The sequence below is a fragment of the Curtobacterium citreum genome (assembly GCF_006715175.1).
Lineage (GTDB): Bacteria > Actinomycetota > Actinomycetes > Actinomycetales > Microbacteriaceae > Curtobacterium > Curtobacterium citreum.
Genome location: NZ_VFMQ01000001.1, coordinates 381,706 through 407,166 on the forward strand (window position 1 = coordinate 381,706; position 25,461 = coordinate 407,166).

22 protein-coding genes are annotated in these 25,461 nt (G+C 71.5%); 14 read left to right on the top strand and 8 right to left on the bottom strand.

What is annotated here, in order from left to right; all coding sequences use genetic code 11:
- Positions 1–148: 148 nt before the first annotated feature.
- On the top strand, positions 149–670 hold the full coding sequence (locus FB462_RS01945) for a hypothetical protein (RefSeq protein ID WP_141859793.1): 522 nt from the start codon (positions 149–151) through the stop codon (positions 668–670).
- Between the two features lie 20 nt (positions 671–690).
- Positions 691–1,077 (top strand): hypothetical protein, encoded by a 387-nt coding sequence (locus tag FB462_RS01950; protein ID WP_141859796.1) that lies wholly within the window; start codon positions 691–693, stop codon positions 1,075–1,077.
- 467 nt (positions 1,078–1,544) lie between these two features.
- Here the strand turns inward: FB462_RS01950 and FB462_RS01955 are convergent, their stop codons facing one another.
- On the bottom strand, positions 1,545–4,229 hold the full coding sequence (locus tag FB462_RS01955) for a CBM35 domain-containing protein (RefSeq protein ID WP_229666911.1): 2,685 nt from the start codon (positions 4,227–4,229) through the stop codon (positions 1,545–1,547).
- A gap of 202 nt (positions 4,230–4,431) precedes the next feature.
- On the opposite strand from FB462_RS01955, the gene FB462_RS01960 reads away from it, so the two are divergent.
- The 6 genes from FB462_RS01960 to FB462_RS01985 all read left to right on the top strand — a co-directional run bounded on the left by FB462_RS01960 (position 4,432) and on the right by FB462_RS01985 (position 11,078).
- Positions 4,432–6,531 carry a glycoside hydrolase family 36 protein gene (locus tag FB462_RS01960; protein ID WP_141859800.1) on the top strand — a complete coding sequence of 700 codons (2,100 nt, stop codon included), beginning with the start codon at positions 4,432–4,434 and terminating at the stop codon, positions 6,529–6,531.
- 56 nt (positions 6,532–6,587) lie between these two features.
- Positions 6,588–7,904, top strand: a complete 1,317-nt coding sequence (locus FB462_RS01965) for an ABC transporter substrate-binding protein (protein WP_141859802.1) — start codon at positions 6,588–6,590, stop codon at positions 7,902–7,904.
- A 107-nt stretch (positions 7,905–8,011) separates the two neighbouring features.
- Positions 8,012–8,965 (top strand): carbohydrate ABC transporter permease, encoded by a 954-nt coding sequence (locus FB462_RS01970; protein ID WP_114850654.1) that lies wholly within the window; start codon positions 8,012–8,014, stop codon positions 8,963–8,965.
- Positions 8,962–9,813 carry a carbohydrate ABC transporter permease gene (locus tag FB462_RS01975; RefSeq protein ID WP_141859803.1) on the top strand — a complete coding sequence of 284 codons (852 nt, stop codon included), beginning with the start codon at positions 8,962–8,964 and terminating at the stop codon, positions 9,811–9,813. Before FB462_RS01970 ends, FB462_RS01975 begins: the two co-directional genes overlap by 4 nt.
- 35 nt (positions 9,814–9,848) lie before the next feature.
- Complete coding sequence (locus tag FB462_RS01980) at positions 9,849–10,877, top strand: LacI family DNA-binding transcriptional regulator (RefSeq protein WP_114850656.1); 1,029 nt, start codon at positions 9,849–9,851, stop codon at positions 10,875–10,877.
- A gap of 3 nt (positions 10,878–10,880) precedes the next feature.
- Positions 10,881–11,078 carry a LacI family DNA-binding transcriptional regulator gene (locus tag FB462_RS01985; RefSeq protein WP_114850657.1) on the top strand — a complete coding sequence of 66 codons (198 nt, stop codon included), beginning with the start codon at positions 10,881–10,883 and terminating at the stop codon, positions 11,076–11,078.
- Between the two features lie 39 nt (positions 11,079–11,117).
- Here the strand turns inward: FB462_RS01985 and FB462_RS01990 are convergent, their stop codons facing one another.
- From FB462_RS01990 to FB462_RS02005, 4 genes are read right to left on the bottom strand one after another with little or no spacing between them, the layout of a single operon-like run.
- Positions 11,118–11,678, bottom strand: a complete 561-nt coding sequence (locus tag FB462_RS01990; protein ID WP_244289125.1) for a GNAT family N-acetyltransferase — start codon at positions 11,676–11,678, stop codon at positions 11,118–11,120.
- Complete coding sequence (locus tag FB462_RS01995) at positions 11,675–12,688, bottom strand: hypothetical protein (RefSeq protein ID WP_141859805.1); 1,014 nt, start codon at positions 12,686–12,688, stop codon at positions 11,675–11,677. Before FB462_RS01995 ends, FB462_RS01990 begins: the two co-directional genes overlap by 4 nt.
- Positions 12,685–13,350, bottom strand: coding sequence for a GNAT family N-acetyltransferase (locus FB462_RS02000; protein WP_114850660.1), 666 nt, complete (start codon positions 13,348–13,350; stop codon positions 12,685–12,687). The genes FB462_RS01995 and FB462_RS02000 overlap by 4 nt, the downstream gene beginning before the upstream one ends.
- Before the next feature lie 42 nt (positions 13,351–13,392).
- Positions 13,393–13,809 (bottom strand): BLUF domain-containing protein, encoded by a 417-nt coding sequence (locus FB462_RS02005; RefSeq protein WP_114850661.1) that lies wholly within the window; start codon positions 13,807–13,809, stop codon positions 13,393–13,395.
- A gap of 154 nt (positions 13,810–13,963) precedes the next feature.
- Here FB462_RS02005 and FB462_RS02010 point away from each other — a divergent pair, with 154 nt between their 5' ends.
- Positions 13,964–14,869, top strand: coding sequence for a carbohydrate kinase family protein (locus FB462_RS02010; RefSeq protein ID WP_141859807.1), 906 nt, complete (start codon positions 13,964–13,966; stop codon positions 14,867–14,869).
- A 95-nt stretch (positions 14,870–14,964) separates the two neighbouring features.
- Here the strand turns inward: FB462_RS02010 and glgX are convergent, their stop codons facing one another.
- Positions 14,965–16,983: a glycogen debranching protein GlgX gene (gene glgX / locus FB462_RS02015; RefSeq protein WP_141859809.1), complete on the bottom strand. Its 2,019-nt coding sequence runs from the start codon at positions 16,981–16,983 to the stop codon at positions 14,965–14,967.
- 613 nt (positions 16,984–17,596) lie between these two features.
- Here glgX and FB462_RS02020 point away from each other — a divergent pair.
- Complete coding sequence (locus tag FB462_RS02020; RefSeq protein ID WP_141859811.1) at positions 17,597–17,857, top strand: hypothetical protein; 261 nt, start codon at positions 17,597–17,599, stop codon at positions 17,855–17,857.
- A 24-nt stretch (positions 17,858–17,881) separates the two neighbouring features.
- Here the strand turns inward: FB462_RS02020 and FB462_RS02025 are convergent, their stop codons facing one another.
- Entirely contained in the window at positions 17,882–18,904 is a 1,023-nt protein-coding gene (locus FB462_RS02025; RefSeq protein WP_141859813.1) for a LacI family DNA-binding transcriptional regulator, read from the bottom strand.
- A gap of 368 nt (positions 18,905–19,272) precedes the next feature.
- Between FB462_RS02025 and FB462_RS02030 the strand changes: the two genes are divergently transcribed.
- The 4 genes from FB462_RS02030 to FB462_RS02045 all read left to right on the top strand — a co-directional run bounded on the left by FB462_RS02030 (position 19,273) and on the right by FB462_RS02045 (position 24,596).
- Complete coding sequence (locus FB462_RS02030; protein WP_141859815.1) at positions 19,273–21,312, top strand: beta-galactosidase; 2,040 nt, start codon at positions 19,273–19,275, stop codon at positions 21,310–21,312.
- On the top strand, positions 21,309–22,235 hold the full coding sequence (locus FB462_RS02035; RefSeq protein WP_141859818.1) for a carbohydrate ABC transporter permease: 927 nt from the start codon (positions 21,309–21,311) through the stop codon (positions 22,233–22,235). Before FB462_RS02030 ends, FB462_RS02035 begins: the two co-directional genes overlap by 4 nt.
- A complete protein-coding gene (locus FB462_RS02040) occupies positions 22,232–23,182 on the top strand; it encodes a carbohydrate ABC transporter permease (RefSeq protein ID WP_229666912.1) in 951 nt (316 codons plus the stop codon). The genes FB462_RS02035 and FB462_RS02040 overlap by 4 nt, the downstream gene beginning before the upstream one ends.
- 73 nt (positions 23,183–23,255) lie before the next feature.
- A complete protein-coding gene (locus FB462_RS02045; protein WP_141859820.1) occupies positions 23,256–24,596 on the top strand; it encodes an ABC transporter substrate-binding protein in 1,341 nt (446 codons plus the stop codon).
- A gap of 194 nt (positions 24,597–24,790) precedes the next feature.
- On the opposite strand, the gene FB462_RS02050 is transcribed toward FB462_RS02045, so the two are convergent.
- Positions 24,791–25,414, bottom strand: a complete 624-nt coding sequence (locus tag FB462_RS02050) for a TetR/AcrR family transcriptional regulator (RefSeq protein ID WP_141859822.1) — start codon at positions 25,412–25,414, stop codon at positions 24,791–24,793.
- Between the last annotated feature and the right edge of the window lie 47 nt (positions 25,415–25,461).

The window sequence follows — 25,461 nt, forward strand, 5'->3', positions numbered from 1 at the left end:
GTGCGTGCGCACCGTCGGCGAGGGACGCGCACCACTGTCGATCGGTAGACCAGCGAGATCCGCGGCGCATGGCACGGTCCATGGTCCGTTGGGCACATGCAGGTCGATGCTCGTGGTCGGCGGCGACCCCGCCGCTTACGGTGGCCGAGTGCAAGACGTGCGCAGTCCGAGCCTGATGCGACTGCTCGTCACGCTCGCAGGCCTGCTGGTCCTGGCCGGAGCGCTCGTCATCGGCGTGCTCGCCACCGTCGGCACCGCAGCGCAGCACGCGCTCGGGCCCTCGCGGACCGCGGACGGCAGCACCTGCAGCCCGCTCAGCGGTGAGTGCAGCCAGCTCTCGCGTTCTGCCGTCGAGCAGATGGTCGGGATCACGCTCCCGGCAGGAACACGACTCGTCTCCTCCGGGAGCCGGGACATGTTCAAGGCGTCCGAATCGTGGGCGGTGGCGTGCGTGCCGGAGGCGCAGCGAGTGTTCGACGCGGCCGAGGCCGACGGCTTCGTCCCGCGCACACCCTCCGACTACCCGGAACGCCGCGACTGGTCCGACAAGCAGCCCACGGACCTCGAGGTGCATCGAGCGGCGGAACTCGGAGCCGACCAGTGGCTCCAGCTCGGAGGAGCCTGCTCGGGCGGCTCGTACGTCTACCTCGGCCACTTCCTCGACAAGTGAGCGCCTTGCGAAGCTCGAGCGTGCGCGCCGCCGCGAGGCTGACAGGGATCCTGCCGAGTGCAGCCCTCGTCGTCCTCATCGCGCGGACCATCGCCTGCGTCCTCGCCTGTCTGCGCCTCGCTCCGATCGACGCGGCGTGGGAGGCCGACCCTGAGCGTCTCCGCGGCGTCCTGCACGCTCAGCCAGCGGGTGTCTGGGCCGCGCGGCGGGCTCTCGCCCTGATCTGGATGGCAACTGTTCCCGTGGCGATGGCCGCGACGATCCTGGCTGCATCGGCCATCGACCGCTTCTCCGCGCAGGGTGCGGTCCACACCTTCGCGCAGACGGTCACAGTGCTTGGGGTCAGCACTTCCATCGCGGGTGTTGTCCTGGCAGTGCTCGTCGTCCTCGAGACCCTGAGCTCCTGACGGACCTCTTCGGGGCAGGCCCGATCGCCGCGCGTGCTCCGTGCGTCACGATCAGCGCCGCCGGCGAGGTCGTCAACTGCGGCGGGTAGGTCGTGCCCGACCACCACATGCCGTCGGACTGGCCGATGACGCCGATGCCGGACCCGGCGGAGCGAGGGCTGACCGTGACGATCGGCCACGGGAACCCCCCCGCTTCGGCGGGCCCTCTTCTCTGGCCGAGCCGCTGGAGATCGGTCTAGGTGCTGCCCGTCTTCGGCGATGACGGCAGCCTCGCGAGCGTCGAGGTGACGTCCTTCCTCACGGAACCGGACGGCATCCCTGCGTGGCGTTCCCCGACCGCCCGGTGGCCGCGCTGATCTCTGCAGCGGCGTGAGCGCGCGAACGGCGGAGGGCCCGAGGCCGTTCCGCCCCGGACCCTCCGCCTCCGGCCGACAGCGGCGCGTCCCGACACGCGCCGCTGTCGACGGTCACCGCGCGACCGTGGTCGCGCTCCCCGCGGTCAGCTTCGCCAGCGTGACCACGTCGACGTCCGGTGCGTAGGCGCCGGCGTTGCCGAGCGTGAGGGATCCGCTCGCCGTGGTCAGGTCGAGCGGGATGCTCGTGTCCCAGAAGCTGTTCCACGAGTACCCGTTGCGGAACGTGCCGCGCGTGGTCGCACCGCCGGCCTCCGTGACGTCGAGGAACCGGTTGACGACCTGCGGGTTGTAGTTGAGGTTCGACGACTGGTCGGCGTTCGCCGCCGACACGGTCAGGACGTACGCCCCGGCGCCGAGGGACGACGGACGGGTCAGGGTCGCGGTGTTGCCTGCGCCGTTGCCCAGGTACCCGAGCTTCGTGACGACCCCGTTCGCGTCCGCGTCGCCGTTCGAGCCGGCCGATGCCGGGATCTGGACGGCACGGGCGGACCCGGCGAGCGTCAGGGACTCACCCTGCACGCGCACCGCGTTGGCGGTGGCGGTGTCGGCGGCGCGCTGCGTCGACCCGCGGACGGTCGTGATGCCGGTGACCGTCGCCCCGTTCGGCGCCCCGACCCGCAGCTCCGAGATGCCCTGCGGCAGCCAGAGCCGGACGGTGGTGCGCCAGGAGCCCGCACCGCTGACCGAGCCGAGGGACACGTTGCGGCCGCCGACCGACAGGGTCAGCGCCGAAGCGCCGGTGGTCACGGAGTCGACGCTGACGTCCTGGTAGCCGGACTCGAGCGTGGAGACGAAGAACGTCGCCGAGCCGGAGCCGGACAGGGTGGCGCCGCCGTTGGCCGCCGACGTGCTCGACCCGTAGGTCATCGTCGCCGAGCCGGCGAGCCGGGCATCGACCGCGGGGTAGGTGTCGGTGTCGCCGATCGTGACGTTCTGCACCGTGAAGCGGTCGAGCGTGATGTCGGCACCGGGCAGGACGTTCGTGCCGTCCTTGCTCGCCCGGAGCGAGAACGTGTGCGACCCGGCTGCGAGCTGCACGAGCACCGAGGTGGTGCCCCGGTACGTCCAGCTCTGGTCGGCCGAGTACTTCACGAGCTGGTTGAACGTGTCGTCGACGAACAGCGCGTGCTGACCGGGCTGTCCGTTCGCGCCGCCGAGCACGGTCAGTCGGTAGGTCCCGGCGGTCGGAGCGTTCACCGTCCAGGTCGCGGCGCTGTCGGCCTTGTCGAACGCCCCGACGTCCTTCCCGCCGGAGGCCATGCCGTTCACTGACGACGGGTCCTGCGTGTACACCGTCGCGTCGGTCAGGGTGGTGTTCTCGGCCTCGACGGTGCTGACCGCTGAGGTGTCGACCGCGGGACGGTTGGCCCGCGCCGGGGTGACCTCGACCTGGTAGGCGGCGTAACGGTCACTGTTCGGGACCGTGACGCTGAGCGTGCCGTTCGACACGGTCGCGCGCTGCGAGACGATGACGGGCGGCTGCTGGGAGAGCCCCTCCTTGCCGTTGAGCCGGTCCGCGCGCACCGTGACGTCGACGGAGCTGCCGAAGACGCTGCTCGACAGGCCGGTCAGGTCGACCGAGACGTCGTTCGTTCCGCCTCCGAGCAGGACCGTGGCCTTCTTCGCGGTCGTGTCGATCGACGCCACACCCTGCAGCGTGTCGGTCGTGTTCGGCTGCGGCGGGGTGACGGTCGCGGTCGTGCCGGTCAGGTCGCCGTACCACTTGTACAGCCACCAGCCGCCGTTCGCGCTGTTCGTGCGGGAGGAGTTGTCGTTGAGGTTGCCGGCGTAGTTCCAGTACGCGGTCTGGGCGTCGACCTTCTGGTCCTCGAACATCGAGATCCACTGGACGAGCTGTCCGGGCACGCCCATGTCGCGCGGGTTGCCGTACTCCGTGATGTTCACCGGGATCGCCGACAGGCCGAGGTTCGACAGGATGCCGCGGTACGTCGACATGTTCGTCCGGAAGTTCGCGAGGCTGCCGGGGTTCAGCTCGTGCCAGATCGTGACGTCCGGCAGCTGGTTCTGCGCCTTGGCGTAGGTCAGGAAGTCGGTCGTGCGGTCCGCGTGGAACGACGAGTCACCCATCGCGCCGATCTTCGCGTGGCCGAGTCCGTGCGCCGTCCAGACCTGCTGGATGGTCGTGTACACGGCGGACCAGTCGGACAGGAACTGCGACTTGTCGTTCGTCCAGTTCGTGTACCAGTCCAGGTCGGGCTCGTTGAACGGGATGAAGACGTACTGCTTCGGGTGCGCCGACTGCGTGGCGATCGTCTCGGCTTCCTGCTTGACGATCGGCAGGTAGTCCCACACGCCGTCGTTGTTCGCGTCGCCGGGGCGGTTGCCGCCGTTGTAGGGGAAGTCCGGGTAATGGTCCTGCATGTAGACGTACTCGTCCTTCCCAGCGCCGGCGAAGAACGACGGTTCGACACGGAGCGCGTCGCCGGTCGGGTGCTGTGCGCCTCCCGGCGGCTTCTGCGACGTGTTCGTGACGTGCGCTCCGTCGACGAGCGCCTGGGTCGGGTTGCCCAGGTCGCCGAGACCGTAGAGCGTGCCGCCGGCTCCACCGCGGACGGCTCCGGTGGACGATCCGAACGCGACGCCGAGGTGGTCGACGGTGGCAGCGGACGCCGTGGGTGCGATCCCGACGAGTCCGAGGGCGGTGAGGGCGGCGACCGAGACGGCCGCGGCGAACCCGGGCGCGCGACGGCGACCGGGAGTGACAGGACGTGGCACTTCGTACTCCTTCGTACTGGGCCCCTGAGTCGGGACGATCGGAACCCTAGGTCGTGAAAGCGATTTCAACAAGAGGTGAAGACCGCGATCGTCTGGCCGCTCAAGTCGAGATAGCGATTTCACAATTGCTCTTGCATCACGCACTGAAACCGCTATCATCGCCTCACGGCCCACCGTCGGGCCCCACGACGAGGAGGCAGCGTTGCCGCAGTTCGACTGGACCCCGCAGGGCGTCCACCTGGCGTTCCGACACGACGAGGACCGTCCCCTGAGGGTGACGCGGTTCGTCGGCCGAGGTGCCGACGCGTGCCTCGGCGACGACGTGCCCCTCGTCGAGGTGCTCGCCGTCGGCTCCGGGCACACACTCTCCAACGACCGACTCGTGCAGACGTCGATCGGCGCCGCACTGCGGTACCGCTCGCACGACGAGCCGGCTGCCGACACCCTCGTGGTACACCTCGGCACGGAGGGCACCACGCCGGCCGTCGAGGTCGACGTGACGCTCCGCGCGGTCGACGGTGCGGTGCGGTGCGTGTCCACGGTCCGGAACGCCGGTGCCGAGGCCGTCCTGCTCACCTCGGTCACGAGCTGGGCGAGCGGTCTCGGGCGGGACGCGGGTGCCGAGCGCCCACTGCTCCCCTCGGACTGGTCCCTCATCGAGGGTGTGAACGACTGGCTCGGCGAGGGGCGCTGGACCACCCGACCGCTCCGCGGTGTCCTCCTGCCGGAACTCCACGAGGAACTCACGGGCCACACGCCCCGGTCCGCCGTCACCCGCACGGCGGCGGGGACCTGGTCGACCGGTGGGCACCTGCCCGTCGCGGGCCTGACGGCGCCGGGCCTGACCTGGTTGTGGGAGGTCGAGCACAACGGTCCCTGGCGGTGGGAGGTCGGCGAGCACGTCTCCGACTGCTACGTCGCGGTGTCCGGGCCGACGGACCGCGACCACCAGTGGTCGGTGTCGCTGGAGCCCGGTGACACGTTCACGACGGTGCCGGCGACCGTGGCGCTGGGCCGGGACCTGCCGACCGCGGCGGCTGCGATGGCCGCAGCCCGGCGGCGGAACCGTCTGCCGCACGCCGAGAACACGGTGCCGACGATCGTCTTCAACGACTACATGAACACCCTCGACGGCGATCCCACCACCGACAAGCTCCTGCCCCTCGTGGCCGCGGCCGGCCGTGTCGGCGTGGACACGTTCTGCATCGATGCCGGCTGGTACTCGGACACCGCGGACTGGTGGGACACCGTCGGAGCGTGGGAGCCGTCGCGCACCCGCTTCCCGAACGGGCTCCGCGAGGTCGTCGAGGCGATCCGGGACGCCGGCATGACGCCGGGCCTGTGGCTCGAGCCCGAGGTGGTCGGGGTCGGCAGCCCGGTCGCCGACCGCCTGCCACCCGAGGCGTTCCTGCAGCGCCGTGGCCATCGTGTCGAGGAGCACGACCGGTACCATCTCGACCTCCGGCACCCCGCGGCCCGCGCGCACCTCGACGCCGTCGTGGACCGCCTGGTCGCGGAGTTCGGCATCGGCTTCTTCAAGCTGGACTACAACATCGACGGCGGTCCGGGCACCGACCGGGCGACGGACAGCGTCGGCGCCGGACTGCTCGAACACAACCGGGCGCACCTCACCTGGCTCGAGGGCGTGCTCGCGCGCCACCCGGACCTGGTGCTCGAGAACTGCGCGTCCGGCGCGATGCGCGCGGACCCCGCCGTGCTCGCGCGGACGCAGCTCCAGTCGACGTCGGACCAGCAGGACCCGCTGCTGTACCCGCCCATCGCAGCATCCGCGAGCCTGTCGGTGCTGCCCGAGCAGGCGGCGAACTGGGCCTACCCGCAGCCGGACCTGTCCGACGAGCAGAACGTCTTCACCCTGGTCACCGGGCTCGCCGGACGGTTCTACCTGTCCGGGCACCTGGACGGCATGACGGACGACCAGACGGCCCGGGTCCGCGAGGCAGTCGACGCCGCGCGGTCCCTCCACCGGGACCTCACCGACGCGGAGCCGTCCTGGCCCCTCGGCCTGCCCGGGTGGACCGACCGCTGGGTCGCGGCCGCCCGGCACACCCCGTCCCGCACGGTCGTCTCCGTCTGGGACCGGGGAGACGGCCCGGACGAGACCGTCCTGCACTTCCCGACGCTCGCCGGCCACGCCTGCTCCGTCTCCACGATCTTCCCGCGCGACCTGCCCGGATGGCAGGCCGCGTGGGACGCCGACACCGGCACCCTGTCGGTCCGCACCACCGTCACCACCCCGACGGCTCGGACCTTCTCCCTCACTCCGACGGCGCCGTCGGCGTGAGACACGAACACCTCGCAGCACCCCCACTCGACGAACACCTCACACCAAGGACGAACATGAAGCACGCATGGAAGGGCGCCGTCGCCGTCGCCGCCGTGGCGGCAGCGCTCCTCACCGGCTGCAGCGACCCCGGATCCGGCACCACGACCGGCTCCGGCTCGGTCACCTGGCCGTCGCAGACCGCCGACCTGAAGGGCACCACGCTCACGATCTGGGCCGCGCAGAACTCGAACAAGACCGCCGACTCGGTGATCAGCGGGTTCGAGAAGGCCACCGGCGCGACCGTCAAGGTCGTCACCATCCCGGACCCCTACGAGCAGGGCGTCCAGACCAAGGTCGCGACGGGCGACAAGCCGGACCTGGCGTTCTGGCAACCCACCGCGTCGGAGCTCACCTCGCTCAACGCGAAGCAGAACCTCCAGTCGCTCGAGGGCGCGCCGTGGACGTCGAAGTACACCGCGAACCTCGCCGACATCACCGGCAAGCTCGACGGCACCCGCTACGCGGCGCTCGTCAGCACGCCGGCCGTCGAGGGCGTCTACTACAACAAGGAGGTCCTCGCGAAGGCCGGGATCACCTCGACGCCGAAGAACTGGGACGAGTTCCTCGCCGATGCGAAGACCCTCAAGAGCAAGGGCGTCACCCCGTTCTACGAGATGGGCGGCGACAAGTGGGCCACCCAGTGGTGGGTGCAGGTCCAGCTCGCCGACGCAGCGAAGGACGGTCTCTGGAAGCAGATCAACACCGGGAAGGAGCAGTTCACCGACGCCACCGTCCAGAAGGCTGTCGACGAGTACGACGACCTGATCAAACAGGGCATGTTCAACAGCGACATCAAGACCGCCACGTTCGAGGACCAGGGCAAGGCGCTCCTCGCCGGTGACGCGGGCATGGTGATCCAGGTCAACTCGTTCTTCAACCAGCTGCAGACCCTGGCGAAGACCGACGAGCTCGACCAGAAGATCGGCTTCTTCCCGATCTCGCCCTCCGGCAACACCGGCACGTTCATCCCCGACCAGAGCAACGCGCTCGTCGCGTTCAAGTCCGGCAACGACAAGCAGGAGGCCGCCGCCCGCCAGTTCCTGTCGTACTGGATGGGGAAGGGCTACGCCGACTTCGTGAAGGACCAGTCGACCGTCTCGATCGAGAAGGGCGTCGACACGCCCTCGACCGTCCCGACCGCCCTCGAGGACGCAGCTGCAGCCGTGCCGTCGTCGGTCGGTTCGATGCAGGCCGAGGCCATCGCGAACCCCGACCTGTACCTCTACCTCGCCGACATGATCCAGGGCACCAAGACCCCGGACCAGGTCACCCAGGCGACGCAGCAGCAGTTCGCGCAGCTCGCCAAGGCGCAGGGCGCCGCGGGCTTCTGAACCCAGTCGGCCGACACCGGACGGGAGGCGCGTGGCGGCCCCGCACCGTGCCTCCCGTCCGTCAGCCGCTCACTCGATCAACGCGCCATCAGCACCACGAGGACCCCATGACCGCACAGCTCACCCCCGGTCGGACCCGGCCGTCCCGGCCGGTCCCGACCCTCTCCGCCGATCCGCCGACCGCCGGTCGGCCGCGCCGCAGCGACCACCCGCTGTGGTTCCTCGTCCCGGCCCTCGCGGTCCTGGTCGTGTTCTTCTTCATCCCGACGCTGTTCAACTTCGTCTACGCGTTCACGAACTGGTCGAGCTTCCACAGCGACATCGCCTTCGTCGGCGGCGACAACTTCGCCGCGCTGTTCCAGAACGGCACCCTGCTCACCGACCTCCGCACGACGCTGGTCTACGCCGTCCTCGTCGCCGTGTTCCAGAACCTCTTCGGCCTCGTCCTGGCCCTGGTGCTCGAGGCGGACACCCGGATCAACCGGATCGCCCGCACTGCGTTCTTCGTGCCGGTCGTGATGTCCGCCCTCGCCGTCGGGTACATCTTCCAGGCCCTGCTCAAGCCGGCCGGCGGGCTCAACGCCATCCTCGGCTTCCTCACCGGCCACGAGGTCACGATCGCCTGGCTCGGCAGCACCACCTGGACGCTGCTCGTCGTCGCGATCATCCACGCCTGGAAGTGGATGGGCCTGTCGATGCTCATCTACCTCGCCGGACTCAAGACCATCCCCGGCGACGTCCTGGAAGCCGCGCGCATCGACGGGTCCGGCTGGTGGAGCACCTTCCGGTCCATCCGCTTCCCGCTGCTCGCCCCCGCGGTGACGTTCAACGTCGCCACCGCCCTGCTCGGGTCGATGAACGGCTTCGACATCGTCCAGGCCACCACCGCCGGCGGACCCGGCGGCACCACCGAGCTGCTCAACATCTTCATCTTCCGGACCTTCGGGCAGGGACTGTTCGCGCAGGCCACCACGATGAGCCTGTCGCTCTTCGTGATGGTCACGCTGCTGGCGTTCCCCGTCATCTTCTTCCTGCGCAAGCGAGAGGACGTGCTCTCATGACCGTCGCGAATCCCGCCTTCCGCCGCCGTCGTCCGGTCAGTCGCTGGCTGCAACCGGTCGTGGTCGTACTGCTCGTCGTCGCGCTGCTCGGGGTGCCGTTCTGGATGGTCGTCGTCACCGCGGGCAAGGACCAGGCCGAGGCACTGAACCCGAACCTCTCCCTGCCGTCACACTGGCAGCTGCTGCAGAACTTCGGCACCGTCCTCACCCAGGGCCGGATGGTCCCCGCGTTCCTCGGCAGCATGCTCGTCATGGTCCCGTCGGTCCTGGGCGTCCTGGTCCTCGGGGCGATGGCGTCGTGGGTGCTCGCCCGCCGGAAGGGCCGACTCATCTCGGTCGTGTACGCGCTCGGCATCAGCGGCATCGTGCTGCCCCCGGCCGTCGTGACGATCGTGCTGCTGCTCCGCCAGCTCGGCCTCGCGGGCACCGCGGTCGGCATGATCGGCGTCTACATGGGCATGTACCTGTCGACGGTGATCTTCTTCGTCACCGGCTTCGTCAGGACCATCCCCGCCGAGCTGGAGGAAGCCGCCCGCGTCGACGGTGCCGGACCGGTCCGGGTCTTCGTGCGGATCATCCTGCCGCTGCTCGGCCCGACCCTGGCGACCGCGACGATCCTGATCTGCCTGTACATCTGGAACGACGTCTTCTACGCGCTGTTCGTCGTCGGCGGCCGGCTCGACACCCTGCCGCTGAACCTGTACCAGGTCGCCTCGAGCGGGCTCTACCTGCAGAACTGGCACCTGATCTTCGCCTACATCATCCTGATGAGCCTGCCGCTGCTCGTCACGTTCGTGGTGATGCAGCGGAAGATCATCGCCGGGATCACCAGCGGAGCGGTGAAGTGAGCGTCATCGTCGGCAGGTCGTATCGTGAGGGGACCATGACCCCGCCGCGCCGCGACAAACCCGTCACCATCAGCGACGTCGCCCAGCTCGCCGGCGTCTCCGTGCCGACGGTGTCCCGCGTCCTCACCGGAGCGGCCAAGGTCAGCGAAGGTCGTCGGTCGCGCGTCCTCGACGCGATCGCCGAGCTCGGGTACCGCCCGAGCGCCGCAGCGCAGACCCTGGCCTCCCGCCGATCGAACGTCATCGGGATCGTCGCCGGGAACACGTCCCGGTACGGCTACGCCGAGGCGATCCGCGGCGTCGAGGAGTCCGCGCGCGCGGCCGGGTTCCTGAGCTTCATCGTCGTGGTCGAGACGGCGGAGCAGGACGACGTGGCCGCGGCGACGGACGCTGTGCTGCGGCAGTCACCCGCCGGCGTCGTCGTCCTGAAGTTCGATCCGCCCGGCGTCGCGGCCCTCGCCGCGCTCCAACCGCACATCCCCGTCGTCGCGCTCTCCGGTGTCCCCGAGAGCGGTGTCCCGCAGGCCGTGCTCGACGAGTCGCACGCGGCCGCGGCGCTGACCCGGCACCTGCTCGGTCTCGGCCACCGCACCGTCCACCACGTGCGGGTCCCGCCGTCGGGCAAGGAGGACGGGCGTACGTCCGGGTGGCGGCACGCCCTGAACGAAGCCGGGATCGCCGTGCCCGAGATCCGCGACGTCTCGTGGGACCCGCGTTCGGCGTACGAGGTCGGTGTCGCCATCGCCGGGGAGTCCGACGTCACCGCGGTGCTCTGCGGCAACGACGAGACCGCCATGGGCCTGATCCGCGGACTCCACGACGCGGGCAAGCGCGTCCCCGACGACGTCAGCGTCGCCGGGTTCGACGACCACCCGCTCGCGGCGATGTTCCTGCCGTCCCTGACGACGGCCCGCCAGGACTTCGCCGAGCTCGGCCGGCACGGCATGGCCCAGCTCGACGCCCTCCTGACCGGGGCCGCGCCGCTCGCGCTCGACACCGTCGACCCGCCCGTCCTGATCCGCGAGAGCACCGCGGCACCGCGCGACGCGGCGCCGCGGGACTGACCGATGCCGTCGTCGGAGCGGCCGACGATCTACGACGTCGTAGCAGCCGCAGGGGTCTCGCACCAGACGGTGTCCCGGGTGCTGAACTGTCCGGAGACCGTCCGGCCCGCGATGCGGACCCGGATCCTGGCCGTGATCAGCTACCTCGGCTACGAACGCAGCCCCGAGGCCGTCCGACTCGGTCGACGGCCGCGGCGCTGAACGGACGTCGGTCTCAGGGGGCGTTCCGACCAGTCCGACTCACTCGCCCGCGTCGGACCGTCCGAGGAACGGCGTCACCCGCCCAGTCCGGTGGTCCTCCCGCAACAGCCCGTACGCCACCGAGTCCCTCGGCGCCGAGCCCTCGACGGGCCACGCCCGCCGGTACTGCGCCTCCTGGACCCACCCGCACCGGACCAGGACCTTCCGCATCGCGACGTTGTCGTCCCGGGTCTGCGCCTCGAGCCGATCGACGTCGGGGTACCCCGTGAACACGGTGTCGGCGAGTGCGCGGACGACCGGCACGCCGAGCCCCCGCCCTCGGGCCCGCTCCGCGAGCCGCACGTCGATCAACGGTGCGCCGTCGTCCAGGTCGTCCAGGGCGACCATCCCCACTGCCGCGCCGTCGGCCTCGACACGGAACAGGGCGTGCGCCGGACCCGAGAAGTCCCCGTCCGCGACGCGCCGCTCGACCTCGTTGCGCGTCGGGGCCGACGTGACGTGGAACGGGAAGCGGTTCGTGGTCAGGAAAGCGACGAGCCATGACCGACCGACCGGGTGCGCCAGGTCCACCGGGAGCAGCGCGACGCTCGGCGCGGTCACGGACCGCACACCGCCCCCGTGACCGGGCACCGGTTCCCGTCGAGCTCGTCCGTGTACTCGTCCCCGTCCCCGAGCAGCACGTGCCGGTACGCCGCGTCACCGATCGGCTCGGCCGACCGGACCGCGGCCCGCAGCACCGTCTCGTCGACCGCGCGCAAGGCACTCACTGCGACGAAGGTGTCCCCGACGACGGCGGCGACCTCGTGTCCGTGCGCACTCGTGCGGACCACGACCCCGTCCGTGGTGGTGCACCCGGTCTCGGGCTCCGACGCACCGTCCGGACCGACGCCCTCGAGCGCCCGTCCGCACGACGGCGCATCCGCGGCAAGGGTGACGACGGTCAGGTCGTCCCCGCTCGTGTTGCCCGGGTAGTGCGCCGGGGAGGCGGGGGACGAGAACACCTGCAGGAAGCCGGGCAGCCGCCGCTCGATGTTCGCCTCGAAGTCGGAGCCGTAGCCCGGCGGCGAGATCGTGACGGGGCGGAAGTCGGCGCCGATCGCGACCTGAGCCCGCGCGATCGCCTGCTGGTCGCGTTCGACCGCGCGGCCGTGCGCCTGCACCCCGAGCACGGTGACGAGCGCGGCGACGGCGAGCACCGCGGTCCCGCCGGCGACCAGCCCTGCGAGCCGCGGCCTTCCGGGGTGCACCAGGAGCGCGGGGACGGCACCGACGACCGCCCCGATCAAGTACGGCAGCGGTGACGGCGCGAGCAGCAGCGGCCCCGGTGCGGGGACGAACCACGGGACGACCTCGGTGACGAGGGCGCCGGGCACCAGCACGAGCGACGTCGTCCCGAGCCACCACGCGCGACGACGACCGGTGCCCACGAACCCGCAGAGGCCGAGTCCGACACCGGCCAGGACGGTCACCACCGGCAGGGCGACGAGGCCCCCCACGCCGGTGAGGAACAGCAGGACCACGCCGACGTGCACGAGGTACGCTGCGCCGACCCCGACGAGCGTCGCCGACACGACGTGCCACCACGGCCTTCCTCCGGAGCGGTCGTTCACGGCGCGCTCGGCTCGAGCGTGACCCACTCCTCGTCGCGGACGTAGCCGAGCGCGGTGTTCGCGGCGATGATCGCCGGGTTGTCGGCGGAGCCTCCGGTGCGGAACCGGGTCACGCCGGCGTCGAGGAGCGCGAGGACCGACGCGGCCTTCACCGCGGTCCCGATCCCGCGCCCGCGGTGGTCCGCGGCGACCACCGTGACGTCCGTCTCCGCCGAAACGGACGCGGCAGCGCAAACGGCAGTGGCATCAGAACCGGCAGCGGCATCGGAACCGGCATCAGAACCGGCAGCAGCACCGCCAGCACCGACCAGCACGTCGACGAACGTCATCGCGACGAGGTCGTCCCCGGACCATGCTCCGAACGCTCGCCGCACCGCCGAGGGCGTCGCGCGCTCGCGGTCGAACGGCTCGTGCCGCGTCGCGACGCTGCCCGGGTAGTGCCCGACGGTCGCCACGTCGAGGGCGAGCACCGCGTCGACGTCGGCGACGTCGAGCGCGCGGACCGGCAGCCCGGCCCGGTCCACCAGGGAGCGGAGCCGCGTCCGGTCGACCGCGTCACCGTCGAGCTGCGCCCCGAACGAGCGCGCGACGACCCGCCACCCCCGCCGTTCCAGCTCGACCCGGCGCGGCGCATCCGCCGGCACCACGACCACGTCCCCCATGCCGCGATCCTGCCACGGCCCGTGGTCACGCCGGGGTCACGATCAGCCGCGGGGCCGGAACCAGCGGATCAGCTCACGGAGCGCCGGCAGCGACGTGACGGAGTCGCCGCCCGCCGCGTCGAGGTCGTCGAAGGTGGTCCGGTACCCGGGCGCCTGCTCGACGTCGGTGTCGGCCGCCGGGTAGCCCATGGTCCACTCCGGGAACTGCCGTTCCTCGATGACCTCCTCGAGCAGCACGGTCACCTTGGTGTGCCGGGCGTCGTGCTTGATGGTGTCCATCTTGCGTCGCACGGCCTGGTCCGGGCCCTCGAGCAGCTGCAGGAAGTAGCCGTTCCGGAACAGGAGCACCCCGGTGATGTCGTTCTCGGCGTTGGCCCGCCGGCTCTGCGCGAGCAGCTGCGCGAGATCGGCGTCGTCGAGCGCGTCGGTGGCGACGCTCGAGTAGGTCAGGGACAGCATCGGGGCTCCATCTCGACGGTCGGGTCGGGTACGGCCGAGTCAACTCCCCGGCGCGCGTCCGGCACACGGGAACCAGGGGACGGACGGGAGGATCGTGGTGCGTCCGTCAGGCCGCTGCCGTCACGGGGCGCGCACCTCTGTCAGGCTGGTCGCCATGAGCAGCGTCATCGTCGTCGGAGAAGCCCTGGTCGACGTCGTCGACCGCCCCGAGGGACGGTCCGAGCACCCCGGCGGCAGTCCGATGAACGTCGCGGTGGGGCTCGCCCGGCTCGGCCGTCCGGCCCGGCTCGTCTGTGCACTCGGCGACGACGACCGCGGTGCCGCGGTCCGTGCGCACGTCGAGGCGAGCGGCGTACGGGTGGACGCGACGGCGGTCCCGCGGACCTCGACGGCGGTGGCGACGATCGCCGCGGACGGCGGGGCCTCGTACGAGTTCGACCTGGACTGGCGGATCGACCCGGTCGACGTCCCCGAGGGCACGCCGCTCGTGCACGTCGGGTCGATCGGCGCGGTCCTGCAGCCGGGTGCCGCGACCGTGCTCGACGCCGTGCGCGCCCGACCCGCCGGCACACTGCTGTCCCTCGACCCGAACGTCCGGCCGTCGATCACGCCGGACCGCGGCGCCGTGCTCGCGACCCTCGAGCCGCTCCTGGCCGAGGCCGACGTCGTGAAGTGCAGCGACGAGGACGCCGCCTGGCTCTGGCCGGACCGGGACGTCGACGCCGTGCTCGACGGGCTGCTCGCGGCCGGTGCGACGCTCGCGGCCGTGACGCTCGGCGGCTCGGGGTGCGCGATCGCCTCCCGAGACGCCCGCCGACGGATCGCCGCTCCCGCGGTGACGGTGGCGGACACGATCGGCGCGGGGGACTCGTTCATGGCCGGGCTGCTCGCCGCCGTCCTCGCGACCGGGACCGCGCCGACGGCCCCCGACGAGGACGACCTCGGGCGCCTGGCCGCGCTCGCCCTCGCGTGCGCCGCCGTCACGGTCTCCCGCCCCGGCGCGGACCCGCCCACCACGGACGAGCTGCCCGCCGAGGTCCGTCCCGACGCGACCCCCTGACGGACGCCACCCCCTGACGGACGGGAGGCACGGTGCCAGCCGGCACCGTGCCTCCCGTCCGGCACCCGGTCCATGTCGGACCGCAGCCGAGCAGATCAGACGAGCGCCGTGAACGACGCGTCGCGGACCAGCAGCGTCGTCGCGCCGTCCTCGACGGCCTGGTCGGGGTCGCTCGACAGGCCGAGCGCCCAGCTGCCGCCGCCCGGCTTCTCGGGCAGGGTGAACTCGACCGTGGTGTCCGACGCGTTCAGGAGCACCGCGACGGTGTCGTCGCCCTGCTGCAGCACCAGGAGCACCGCACGGTTGCCGCCGTCGGCCCAGTCGCCGTCCTCGAACCCCTCCGCGTCGGCGCGGAGCACCGTCACGGTCGACTCGGAGTCGCCCGGCGCCGTGCGGAACCACAGCGGGCGGAGCGCCGCGTGCTCCCTGCGGAACGCGATCGCCGACGTCGTGAACGCGAGCAGGTCCCGGTCCGCCGCGGCCCAGTCGAACCACGAGATCTCGTCGTCCTGGCAGTAGGCGTTGTTGTTGCCGCCCTGCGACCGGGCGATCTCGTCGCCACCGAGGATCATCGGGACGCCCGCCGAGAGCAGGAGCGTGCCGAGGAAGTTCCGGCGCTGACGGTCGCGGTAGTCGTTCACCGCGCCGTCGTCGGTCGGGCCCTCGATGCCGCCGTTGAACGAGGTGTTGTTGCTCTCGCCGTCGTTGTTGTCCTCGCCGTTCGCCTCGTTGTGCTTCTCGGCGTACATCGTCAGGTCCGCCAGCGTGAAGCCGTCGTGCGCGGTGACGAAGTCGACCGAGCAGAGCGGCGAGCGGCGGGAGCCCTCGTACACGTCGGGGGAGCCGAGGACGCGCTGCACGGCGTCGCCGAGCGTGCCCTCGTCGCCGCGCCAGAACGCCCGCAGGTCGTCCCGGTACTTGCCGTTCCACTCGGACCAGTCGGCCGGGAACCCGCCCACCTGGTAGCCCGCGGTGTCCCACGGCTCGGCGATCATCTTCACCTCGCGGAGCACCGGGTCCTGGTGGATGATGTCGAGGAACGCGGAGTGCTTCTCGGCCTCGCCGTCCTGGCGGGTCAGCGTCGTCGCGAGGTCGAAGCGGAAGCCGTCGACGTGCATCTCCTCGACCCAGTAGCGGAGCGAGTCGGTGATGAGCCCGAGCGCCGACGGGTGCGACACGTTCAGGCTGTTGCCCGTGCCGGTCGTGTCGAAGTAGTTCGCCTCGTCGCCCTCGACCAGGCGGTAGTAGGCCTGGTTGTCGATGCCCTTGAACGACAGCGTCGGGCCCATGTGGTTGCCCTCGGCGGTGTGGTTGTAGACGACGTCCATGATGACCTCGAGCCCGGCGGCGTGCAGGGCCTTGACCATCGCCTTGAACTCGGCGACCTGCTGCCCGGCCGTGCCCGAGGACGAGTACTCGTCGTGCGGCGCGAAGAAGCCGATCGAGTTGTAGCCCCAGTAGTTCCGCAGGCCCTTGTCGGCCAGGGTCGAGTCCTGCACGAACTGGTGGGTCGGCAGGAGCTCGACGGCCGTGACGCCCAGGTCGGTCAGGTGCTTGACCGCGGCGGGGTGCGCCAGACCCGCGTACGTGCCACGGATCTCCTCGGGCACGTCCGGGTGCTGCTTCGTGAAGCCCTTGACGTGCACCTCGTACACGACGGTGTCGGCGTACGGGGTGCGCAGCTGCGTGTCGCCGTCCCAGTCGAAGTCGCGGTCGGCGACCACGGACTTCGGCATGGCGCTCGCCGAGTCGGTCTCGTCGAGCTGTTCGGGGGCGTCCATGTCGTGGCCGAACAGTGCCTGGCCCCACTCGTAGGAGCCGTCGATCGCGGTGGCGTACGGGTCGAGCAGGAGCTTGGCGGGGTTGTGGCGGAGGCCGTTCGCCGGGTCCCAGGCGCCGTGCACGCGGAAGCCGTAGCGGGTGCCGACCGTCACGTCGGGGACCACGTCGTGGAAGGTGTACCCGGTGCGGTTCCGCAGCTCGGTGCGGTGCTCGGTGCCGTCCTCGTCGAACCGGCAGAACTCCACCCGCTCGGCGGTGCTGGAGAAGAGGGCGACGTTGGCGCCGCCGTCGACGAGCGTGACGCCGAGCGGCGTGCGGGAGGAAGTGGTCATAGTGCCCTTCTAGTGGTGGGCGACTGTGTCCTCGTGGCGGCTGCGTACCCCGGGCCGCCGGCGTCCGGGTGGCCGGGGCGTGCGGCGCGTCGGGGGCGGTGCCCCGCGGCGCCGACGGGATGCGGTCGGGACGCTCTCGGGGCGGTCCGCCGAGGTGCTGGAATTGTGGCACCTCGGCGCGACACCGGCCGTGTCGCGCACCCTCGGCGGTGCGCACGCGGTGGGTCGTGGCACCTGGACGTGCGCGCCGGGGCGCGTCGTGCGGGCGGGCGCGACTCCACACCGGACGGGAGGCGCGGAGCGGGGCCGCCACGTGCCTCCCGTCCGGTGGGTGGTGCGGGGACGCGTGGTGCGGGGACGGGTGGTGCGGAGACGCGTGGTGCGCTGGGACGTGTGGTGCGCTGGGACGTGTGGGACGTGTGGGGCGTTCCTGCCCATCGCACCCGACATGGGGTGCCGATCCGCGCGTGGAGGGGCGGAAGGACCTGCGCACCACGCGCGGATCGGCTCCCGATGCGCGGTTCGGCGCCCGGTGCGCGGAACGGCCTCCGACACGCGGAACGTCGGCGGGGATCGCGTAGCATTCGAACACACGTTCGAACAGGAGGTCGAGATGATGCTCACGCACGAGGTCGCCACGGTGTGGTGGGAGCGCGGCGTGCCGGACCGGATGGTGTGGCGCGACCGGCGCTGGCGGGTCAGTGACAGTCCCACGCGGCTCACCGCGACGGCGGAGTTCCTGCCGTCGGCGATGACCCACGCGCCGGAGCGGACGGTCGGGTGGCGGTTCCAGGTCAGCGCCGACGGGGACGCGGTCGTGGTCGACATCGTGCCGGAGGGCGACGGCTGGGTGGTGGCGCGCACCTGGCGGTGATGCGGGTGGGGCGTGCGCGGGTGGCTACGCGCTCCCGCGCCAGACCACCTCGGTCGGCAGGATCAGACCGTGCGGGCCCTCGTCGGTGCCGGCGATCTGCGCGAGGACCTGCTGCGCCGCGTGCTCGCCGAGGGTGCGAGCCGGCTGCCGGACGGTCGACAGCGGGGGGTCGCAGCGGAGCGCCCACGCACTGTCGTCGAAGCCGACCACGCCGACGTCGCCCGGCACCGATCGGCCGGCGCGCTGCAGGACGTCCATCGCCCCGGCGGCCACCGCGTCCGACGCCGCGAAGACCCCGTCGAGATCGGGTGCGCGGTCGAGCAGCTCGCGCATGCCCTCGACGCCCGCGGTGTAGCTGAACAGGGGATTCCTGGCCACGAGTGACGGGTCGAACCGGTCGCCGAGTGCGGCGGTGAAGCCCTCGAGGCGGTCCTGCCCCGAGTCGCGGTCGAGCCCGGACGCGAGCATGCCGATGCGCTGCCGACCGGTCTCGACCAGGCGTCGGGTGATCTGCTCGGCGGCGGCGCGGTTGTCGATCGCGATGTACGAGGTGTTCGGGGCGTCGGACGGGTGGCCGACGAAGCACGCCGGGAGTCCGATCTCCTCGATGGCCCGGGTGACGGGGTCGCCGTCCCGGGCGGAGAGCACGATCGCGCCGTCCACGAACCCGCCGCGCAGGTACTCGACCACGCGCTCGTTGTCCCGGCCGGAGTCGACCATGATCGTCACGAGCTGCTGGTCCGCCTCGGACAGGACCGTGTTCGTGCCGATCAGGATGTTGCCGATGTTCGGGTCGTCGAGCACCTGGACGCTCGGCTCGTGCACGATGAGCGCAACGGCGCCGGAGCGGCGGGTGACGAGGCTGCGGGCCGCAGCGCTCCGCACGTAGCCGACGCGGCGGACGGCTGCCTGGACGGCCTCGCGGGCCTCGGCGGAGACGTACGGCTCGTCGTTGAGGACGCGGGAGACGGTGCCGCGGGACAGGCCGGCCTCGTCCGCGACGTCCTGGATCGTCGCACGGGTGCGTGCGGCACGGACGTCGGTCATGGCGCAAGCGTATCCGGCGGGCGGGCGGGGGCCGGTCGCGGGGGCCGCCCGCCCGGGCCGCGCGGTGCCGTGATCGTGGCGATGCCGGCTGCCCGTCCGTGGCGACCTCACGCGCCCAGCGACACTTCACGGGCCCGGGCGGCCGTGAAGTGTCGCTGAGGCCGTGAAGTCGCCCCCGCTTCGCGCGAGCACCCCCGGGTTGACACCGGCCGCGATCTCGTGTTCACTCTGGGAGCGCTCCCAGAAACCCTCGGACCCCGATCGGTCGGCGGCATCTGGGAGCGCTCCCAGAACACTGGGTGGCCTTCGCCGTCGAAGGGGTCGCACGCGACCGGGACGGCGGACCGCCCCGACCAGCGAGGACCACCGTGACCACCACCCTCCCGGCACCAGCCACCACGGCGCTCGGGCTCGGCTCGACCGGACTCGCGTTCGGCTGCGACTACAACCCCGAGCAGTGGGACCCCGAGGTCTGGGTCGAGGACGTCCGGCTCATGCGCGAGGCCGGCGTCAACCTCGTCGCGATCAACATCTTCGGCTGGTCGCACGTCGAGCCGCACCGGGGCGAGTACGACTTCACCGCGCTCGACCGCGTCGTCGAACTGCTGCACGGCGCCGGCATCGGCGTCGACCTCGGCACCGGGACCGCCTCGACCCCGCCGTGGCTGACCACCGCCCACCCCGAGGTCCTGCCCGTCGTCGCGGACGGCACCACCCGCTGGCCCGGCGGCCGCCAGGCGTTCTGCCCGAGCTCCCCGGTCTACCGCGAGCACGCCCTGGCCCTGGTCCGCGCCACGGCCGAGCGCTACGGCGACCACCCCGCGGTCAAGCTCTGGCACGTCTCGAACGAGCTCGGCTGCCACAACGCGCACTGCTACTGCGACGTCTCCGCCGACGCCTTCCGCGGCTGGCTCCGCAACCGGTACGGCACGCTCGAGGCGCTCAACACCGCGTGGGGCACGGCCTTCTGGAGCCAGCGGTACTCCGCGTGGGAGCAGGTCCTGCCGCCCCGCGCGACGCTCTCCTTCACGAACCCCGGCCAGACGCTCGACTTCGACCGGTTCTCGTCCGACGAGCTCCTCGGCCACCACCGGGCCGAGGCCGCGGTGCTCCGCGAGCTGAGCGACAAGCCCGTCACCACGAACTTCATGGTCGCGGCGCACATCACCGCGCTCGACTACTGGACGTGGGCCGACGACATGGACGTCATCGCGAACGACCACTACCTCGACCACCGCCTGCCCCGCCCGCACACCGAGCTCGCGTTCGCCGCCGACACCACGCGCGGTCTGGCGAAGGGGGCGCCCTGGCTGCTCATGGAGCACTCGACGGGCGCCGTGAACTGGCAGCCGCACAACGTCGCGAAGGACCCGGGCCAGATGCTCCGCGACACCGCGACGCACATCGCCCGCGGCGCCGACGGCGTCTGCTTCTTCCAGTGGCGCGCGTCCGTGCAGGGCAGCGAGAAGTTCCACTCCGCACTGCTGCCGCACGCCGGCACCGAGTCGCAGACCTGGCGCGACGTCGTCGCGCTGGGCGCCCTCGTCGAGCGCCTCGGCGAGCTCCGCGGTTCCCGCGTCGTCGCCGACGTCGCGCTCGTCTTCAGCTGGGAGGTCCAGTGGGCCGCCGACCTGGAGGCGCACCCCACCACCGCGCTCCGGTACCTGGAACAGGTCCACGCGTTCCACGCCGCGCTGTGGGACCTCGGCGTCACGGTCGACGTGGTCGCGCCCGGCGCCCCGCTCGACGGGTACGCGGTCGTCGTCGTCCCGGAGCTCTACCTGGTCCGCGACGAGCACGCGGCGGTCGTCGCCGACCACGTCGCCCGCGGCGGCCAGGCCGTCGTCACGTTCTTCAGCGGCATCGTCGACGAGGACGACCGGGTCCGGACGGGCGGGTACCCCGGCGCCTTCCGCGACCTGCTCGGGATCCGCGTCGACGAGTTCCGCCCGCTCGGCGCCCGCGAGACCCTCGCGCTGTCGGACGGCACCCGGGCGCACACCTGGTCGGAGCCCGTCGAGCTGCGCGGCGCCGAGGCGGTCACGACCTACGCCGAGGGGCCCCTCGCCGGACGCCCGGCCGTCACCCGGAACACCGTCGGCACCGGCGACGCCTGGTACGTCTCCACCGTGCTCGAGGACGGCGCCCGCGCGGCCCTGCTCCGTCGGGTCCTCGAGACCGCCGGCGTCGCCCCGGACCCCGTGGCCGAGCCGGGCCTCGAGGTCGTCCGTCGCCGTGACGACGCGCACGAGTGGGTCTTCCTGCTCAACCACACCGACCGCGAGGTCGCGCACACCGTGGCGGGCCACGAGCTCGTCGCCGACCGGCCCGTCGACGGCGTCACCGTCCTCGCCGCCGGCGGCACCCAGATCATCCGCACCGACCGCATCGACGGAGCCCGCCCATGACCACCACCGCCCAGTCGCGCCGCACGACCCGGCCGACCACGCCCCGGCGTCGCCCCGGCGGCACGCGCTACCGGCGCGCGATCGCCTTCTTCGTCCTGCCGTTCGCGCTGCTGTTCGCCGCGTTCTACCTCGCACCGATCCTGTACGCCGTGTGGGAGTCGCTGCAGAAGATCGAGCGCCAGGGCACGTTCGGCGCCCCGACGCAGGTGTTCGGCGGCCTGAGCCAGTACGTGCTCGTGTTCCAGGCCACCGAGTTCTGGGGCTCCGTCCTCCGCGTGCTGCTGTTCGGCATCGTGCAGGTCCCGGTGATGCTCGGGCTCGCGCTCGTCTTCGCGCTGCTGCTCGACTCCCCGCTGCTGCGCGGCAAGCGGTTCTTCCGCCTGGCGTTCTTCGCGCCGTACGCGGTCCCCGGCGTCATCGCCGCGATCATGTGGGGCTACCTCTACGCCCCCGACCTGTCGCCGTTCTCGTTCCTGACGTCGAACGTCGACCTGCTCTCCGCGAGCACCGTCCTGTGGGCCGTCGCGAACGTCGTGACCTGGGTCTACGTCGGCTACAACATGCTCATCATCTACTCGTCGCTCCTCGCGATCCCGACCGAGATCTACGAGGCGGCGAAGCTCGACGGCGCGTCGCAGCTGCGGATCGCGCTGTCGATCAAGATCCCGATGGTGGTCCCGGCGATCATCCTCACCGCCGTGTTCTCCGTCATCGGCACCCTGCAGCTCCTGACCGAGCCGACCGTGTTCCGGCAGTTCACCTCGACGATCTCGTCGACCTTCACGCCGAACATGCTCGTCTACTCGACCTCGTCGGTGCCGAACTTCAACCTCGCGGCCGCGTTCTCGGTCGTCCTCGCCCTCGCCACGTTCGTCCTGTCGATCGGGTTCCTCCGACTGACCCAGCGGAAGGCCGCCCAGTGACCGTCAACGCACCCACCCGACGCGACCTCGTCGCGGACGCAGGCCGACCCCTGCAGCCGAACCGTGCCTCCCGTCCGCACGAGCCGGGAGCCCGCGGACCGCGCGAGAGCGTGATCTCGCGCTCCGCCGCGATGATCGTGATGGGCGTCTTCACCGTCTACTTCCTGCTGCCGATCTTCTGGCTCTTCGTCTCGTCGACCAAGACGGCGTCGAACTTCAACACGACGTTCTCGCTGTGGTTCAGCGCGACCTCGTTCCAGGACTTCTTCGGCAACCTCGTCGAGCTGTTCACCCGCCAGGACGGCATCTACCTGCGCTGGCTGCTCAACAGCATCGCCTACGCGGGGGTCGCCGGCCTGCTCGGCACGGTGCTCAGCGCGATGTGCGGGTACGCCCTGGCGAAGTACCGGTTCCGCGGTCGCGAGGCCCTGTTCAACGTGTTCCTCGGCGGCGTCCTCGTGCCGGCGACCGCGCTGGCCCTGCCGCTGTTCCTCATCTTCAGCCAGGTCGACCTGACCGACACGTTCTGGTCGGTGTTCCTGCCGAGCATCGTCAGCCCGTTCGGCGTCTACCTGTCGCGGCTGTTCGCGGCGTCGAGCGTCCCGGACGAGATCATCGAGGCCGCGCGCATCGACGGCTCCGGCGAGGTCCGCACGTTCTTCACCGTGGCCGTGCGGCTCATGTCGCCCGCGCTCGTGACGATCTTCCTGTTCCAGTTCGTCGCCGTGTGGAACAACTTCTTCCTGCCGCTCGTGATGCTCCGCGACTCGTCGCTGTTCCCCGTCACCCTCGGCCTCTACACGTGGAACTCGAGCGTGAACCAGTACCCGGACCTGCGCACCCTCGTGCTCATCGGGTCGTTCGTCTCGATCATCCCGCTGCTCGTCGCGTTCCTCTCCCTGCAGCGCTTCTGGCGGTCCGGCCTCGGCGCCGGCGGCCTGAAGTAGCCCGGCCCCGAGCCACCGCGGCCCACACCCCGGACCAGCACCTCCTCCTCACCCACATCCGAACGGAAACAGCATGAAGACAACGAAGTTCCTCAGCGTCGCCGCCGTGGCGGTCGCCGCGACCGTGGCCCTCGCCGGCTGCAGCACCGGCGGCTCCGGCTCCGGCAGCGGTGGCTCCGACTCCGCCGCCGCGAGCTGCAAGCCGTCGAGCGGCAAGGTCACCCTCGACTTCACGACCTGGGTGCCCAACATGGACAAGGTCGTGGACATCTGGAACAAGGAGAACCCGGACATCCAGGTCAAGGTCTCCATCGTCGCGAACGGCAACAGCGGCACGTACCAGAACTTCTTCAACCAGCTGAAGGCCAAGCAGGCGCCGGACATCGGTCAGGTCGAGTACGACACCCTGCCGGCCTTCCGCGTCCAGGGCGGCCTCGAGGACATCGGCGCCTGCTCCGGCATCAGCGCCGCGAAGAAGGACTTCTCCGACGGCCTCTGGAACCAGGTGACCTTCGGCGAGTCGAAGTCGGTCTACGCGGTGCCGCAGGACTCCGGCCCGATGGCGCTGTACTACCGCAAGGACCTGTTCGAGCAGGCCGGCATCCCGGTCCCGAAGACGTGGGACGAGTACGCGAAGGCCGCCGAGGAGATCAAGGCCAAGGGCGGCAATATCACGAACTTCGCCAAGGGTGACGTCAACCAGTTCGCCGGGCTCGTCTCGCAGGCCGGCGGCCAGTGGTTCTCGAACTCCGGCGACGAGTGGGACGTGAACCTGACCGACAGCGCGTCGAAGAAGGTCGCGGACTACTGGCAGGGCCTGATCGACAAGAAGCTCGTCAACACCGTCCCGAGCTTCACCGACCAGTGGAACGCCGCGTACGACAGCGGGCAGGACTGGACCTGGGTCTCCGCCGTCTGGGGTGCGAACACCATCTCGAGCGGTGCGCCCTCGACCTCCGGCAAGTGGGCCGTCGCCCCGATGCCGCAGTGGAAGTCCGGTGAGAGCAAGTCCGCCGCGTGGGGCGGTTCGTCGAACGTCGTCTTCGCGGGCAGCAAGCACCCTGCCGAGGCGTCGAAGTTCCTCGTGTGGCTGAACACCTCGACCGAGGCGCTCAGCGCACTGAACAAGGAGGCCAACCTGTACCCGGCGTCCTCGACCGGTGCGGACCTGCCGGCGCTCACCCAGGGCCTGCCCTTCTACGGCGACCAGAAGATCTACGAGGAGTTCGCCTCGGCCGCGAAGGACATCCAGCCCTTCACCTGGGGCCCGACGATGACGCAGACCTACGCGGACGTCTCGGACGGCTTCGGTGCCGCGGCCTCCGGCTCGGGGACGCTCGAGGACGCGCTGAAGAGCGGACAGTCCAAGACGATCGCGGCCCTCGAGGCGCAGTCGATCCCGGTCAAGGGCTGACGCCCTCGACCTCCCTGACGGACTGGAGGCACGGTGCCGGCTGGCACCGTGCCTCCAGTCCGTCCTGGGGTCGCGGTCCGCGACCCCGGATCGTCGAGACGCCCCCGACGCGCCGAGACGCCCCGACGATCCGCGGCGTCTCGCGCCGAACGGGGCGTCTCGTGGACCGGCCCACCCTGGGCGCGTGCGGTCGGTCAGCGCGTCAGCGCGTGCGCGAGGCCGCGCACCAGGAGCGCCCGCGCGCGGTCCGTGGCGGACCCGTCCGGATCGCTCCACGCGGCCCGGCCGAGCCCGTCGACCAACGCGAGCACGGCATCTGCCACGACCGCCGGCGGTTCCGCGAGCGCGACCCCGTGTCGAGCCGTCCACCGCTCGATCGCGGCGACCAGGCCGTCGTGCCAGAGCGCACGCTCTCCCCGGACGAGCGCATCGTCCCCGCCCAGTGCCGGCCCACCCAGCGCCGTCCCGCTCAACGACTCGAGCAGCAGGAACCGCTCCGGCTCGGCCCGCACGAGCGCCAGGTACGCCGAGACGCCGGCCTCGAGCGCTCCCGCCAGGTCGTCGTGCTCCTCGGCCGCCGCCAGCACGCGGGGGAGCACGTCCCGCGCCTGCCGCTCGAGCAGCGCGAGCACCAGGTGCTGCCGCGCCCCGAAGGCGTAGTGCACCACCCCGTGTGCGACACCGGCGCGCTCCGCGACCGCCCGGGTGGTGAGCGCCTCGACCCCGCCGTCCCGCACCACGAGGGCGGCCGCGTCGAGCAGCTCGTCGCGGCGTTCGGCACGGCTGCGGTAGGCGCGCGGAGCGGGTTCCGGGGTCATCACAGGCAGCGTACGGCCTGCGTGCAGGTCTGCTCGGGAGACTGCAT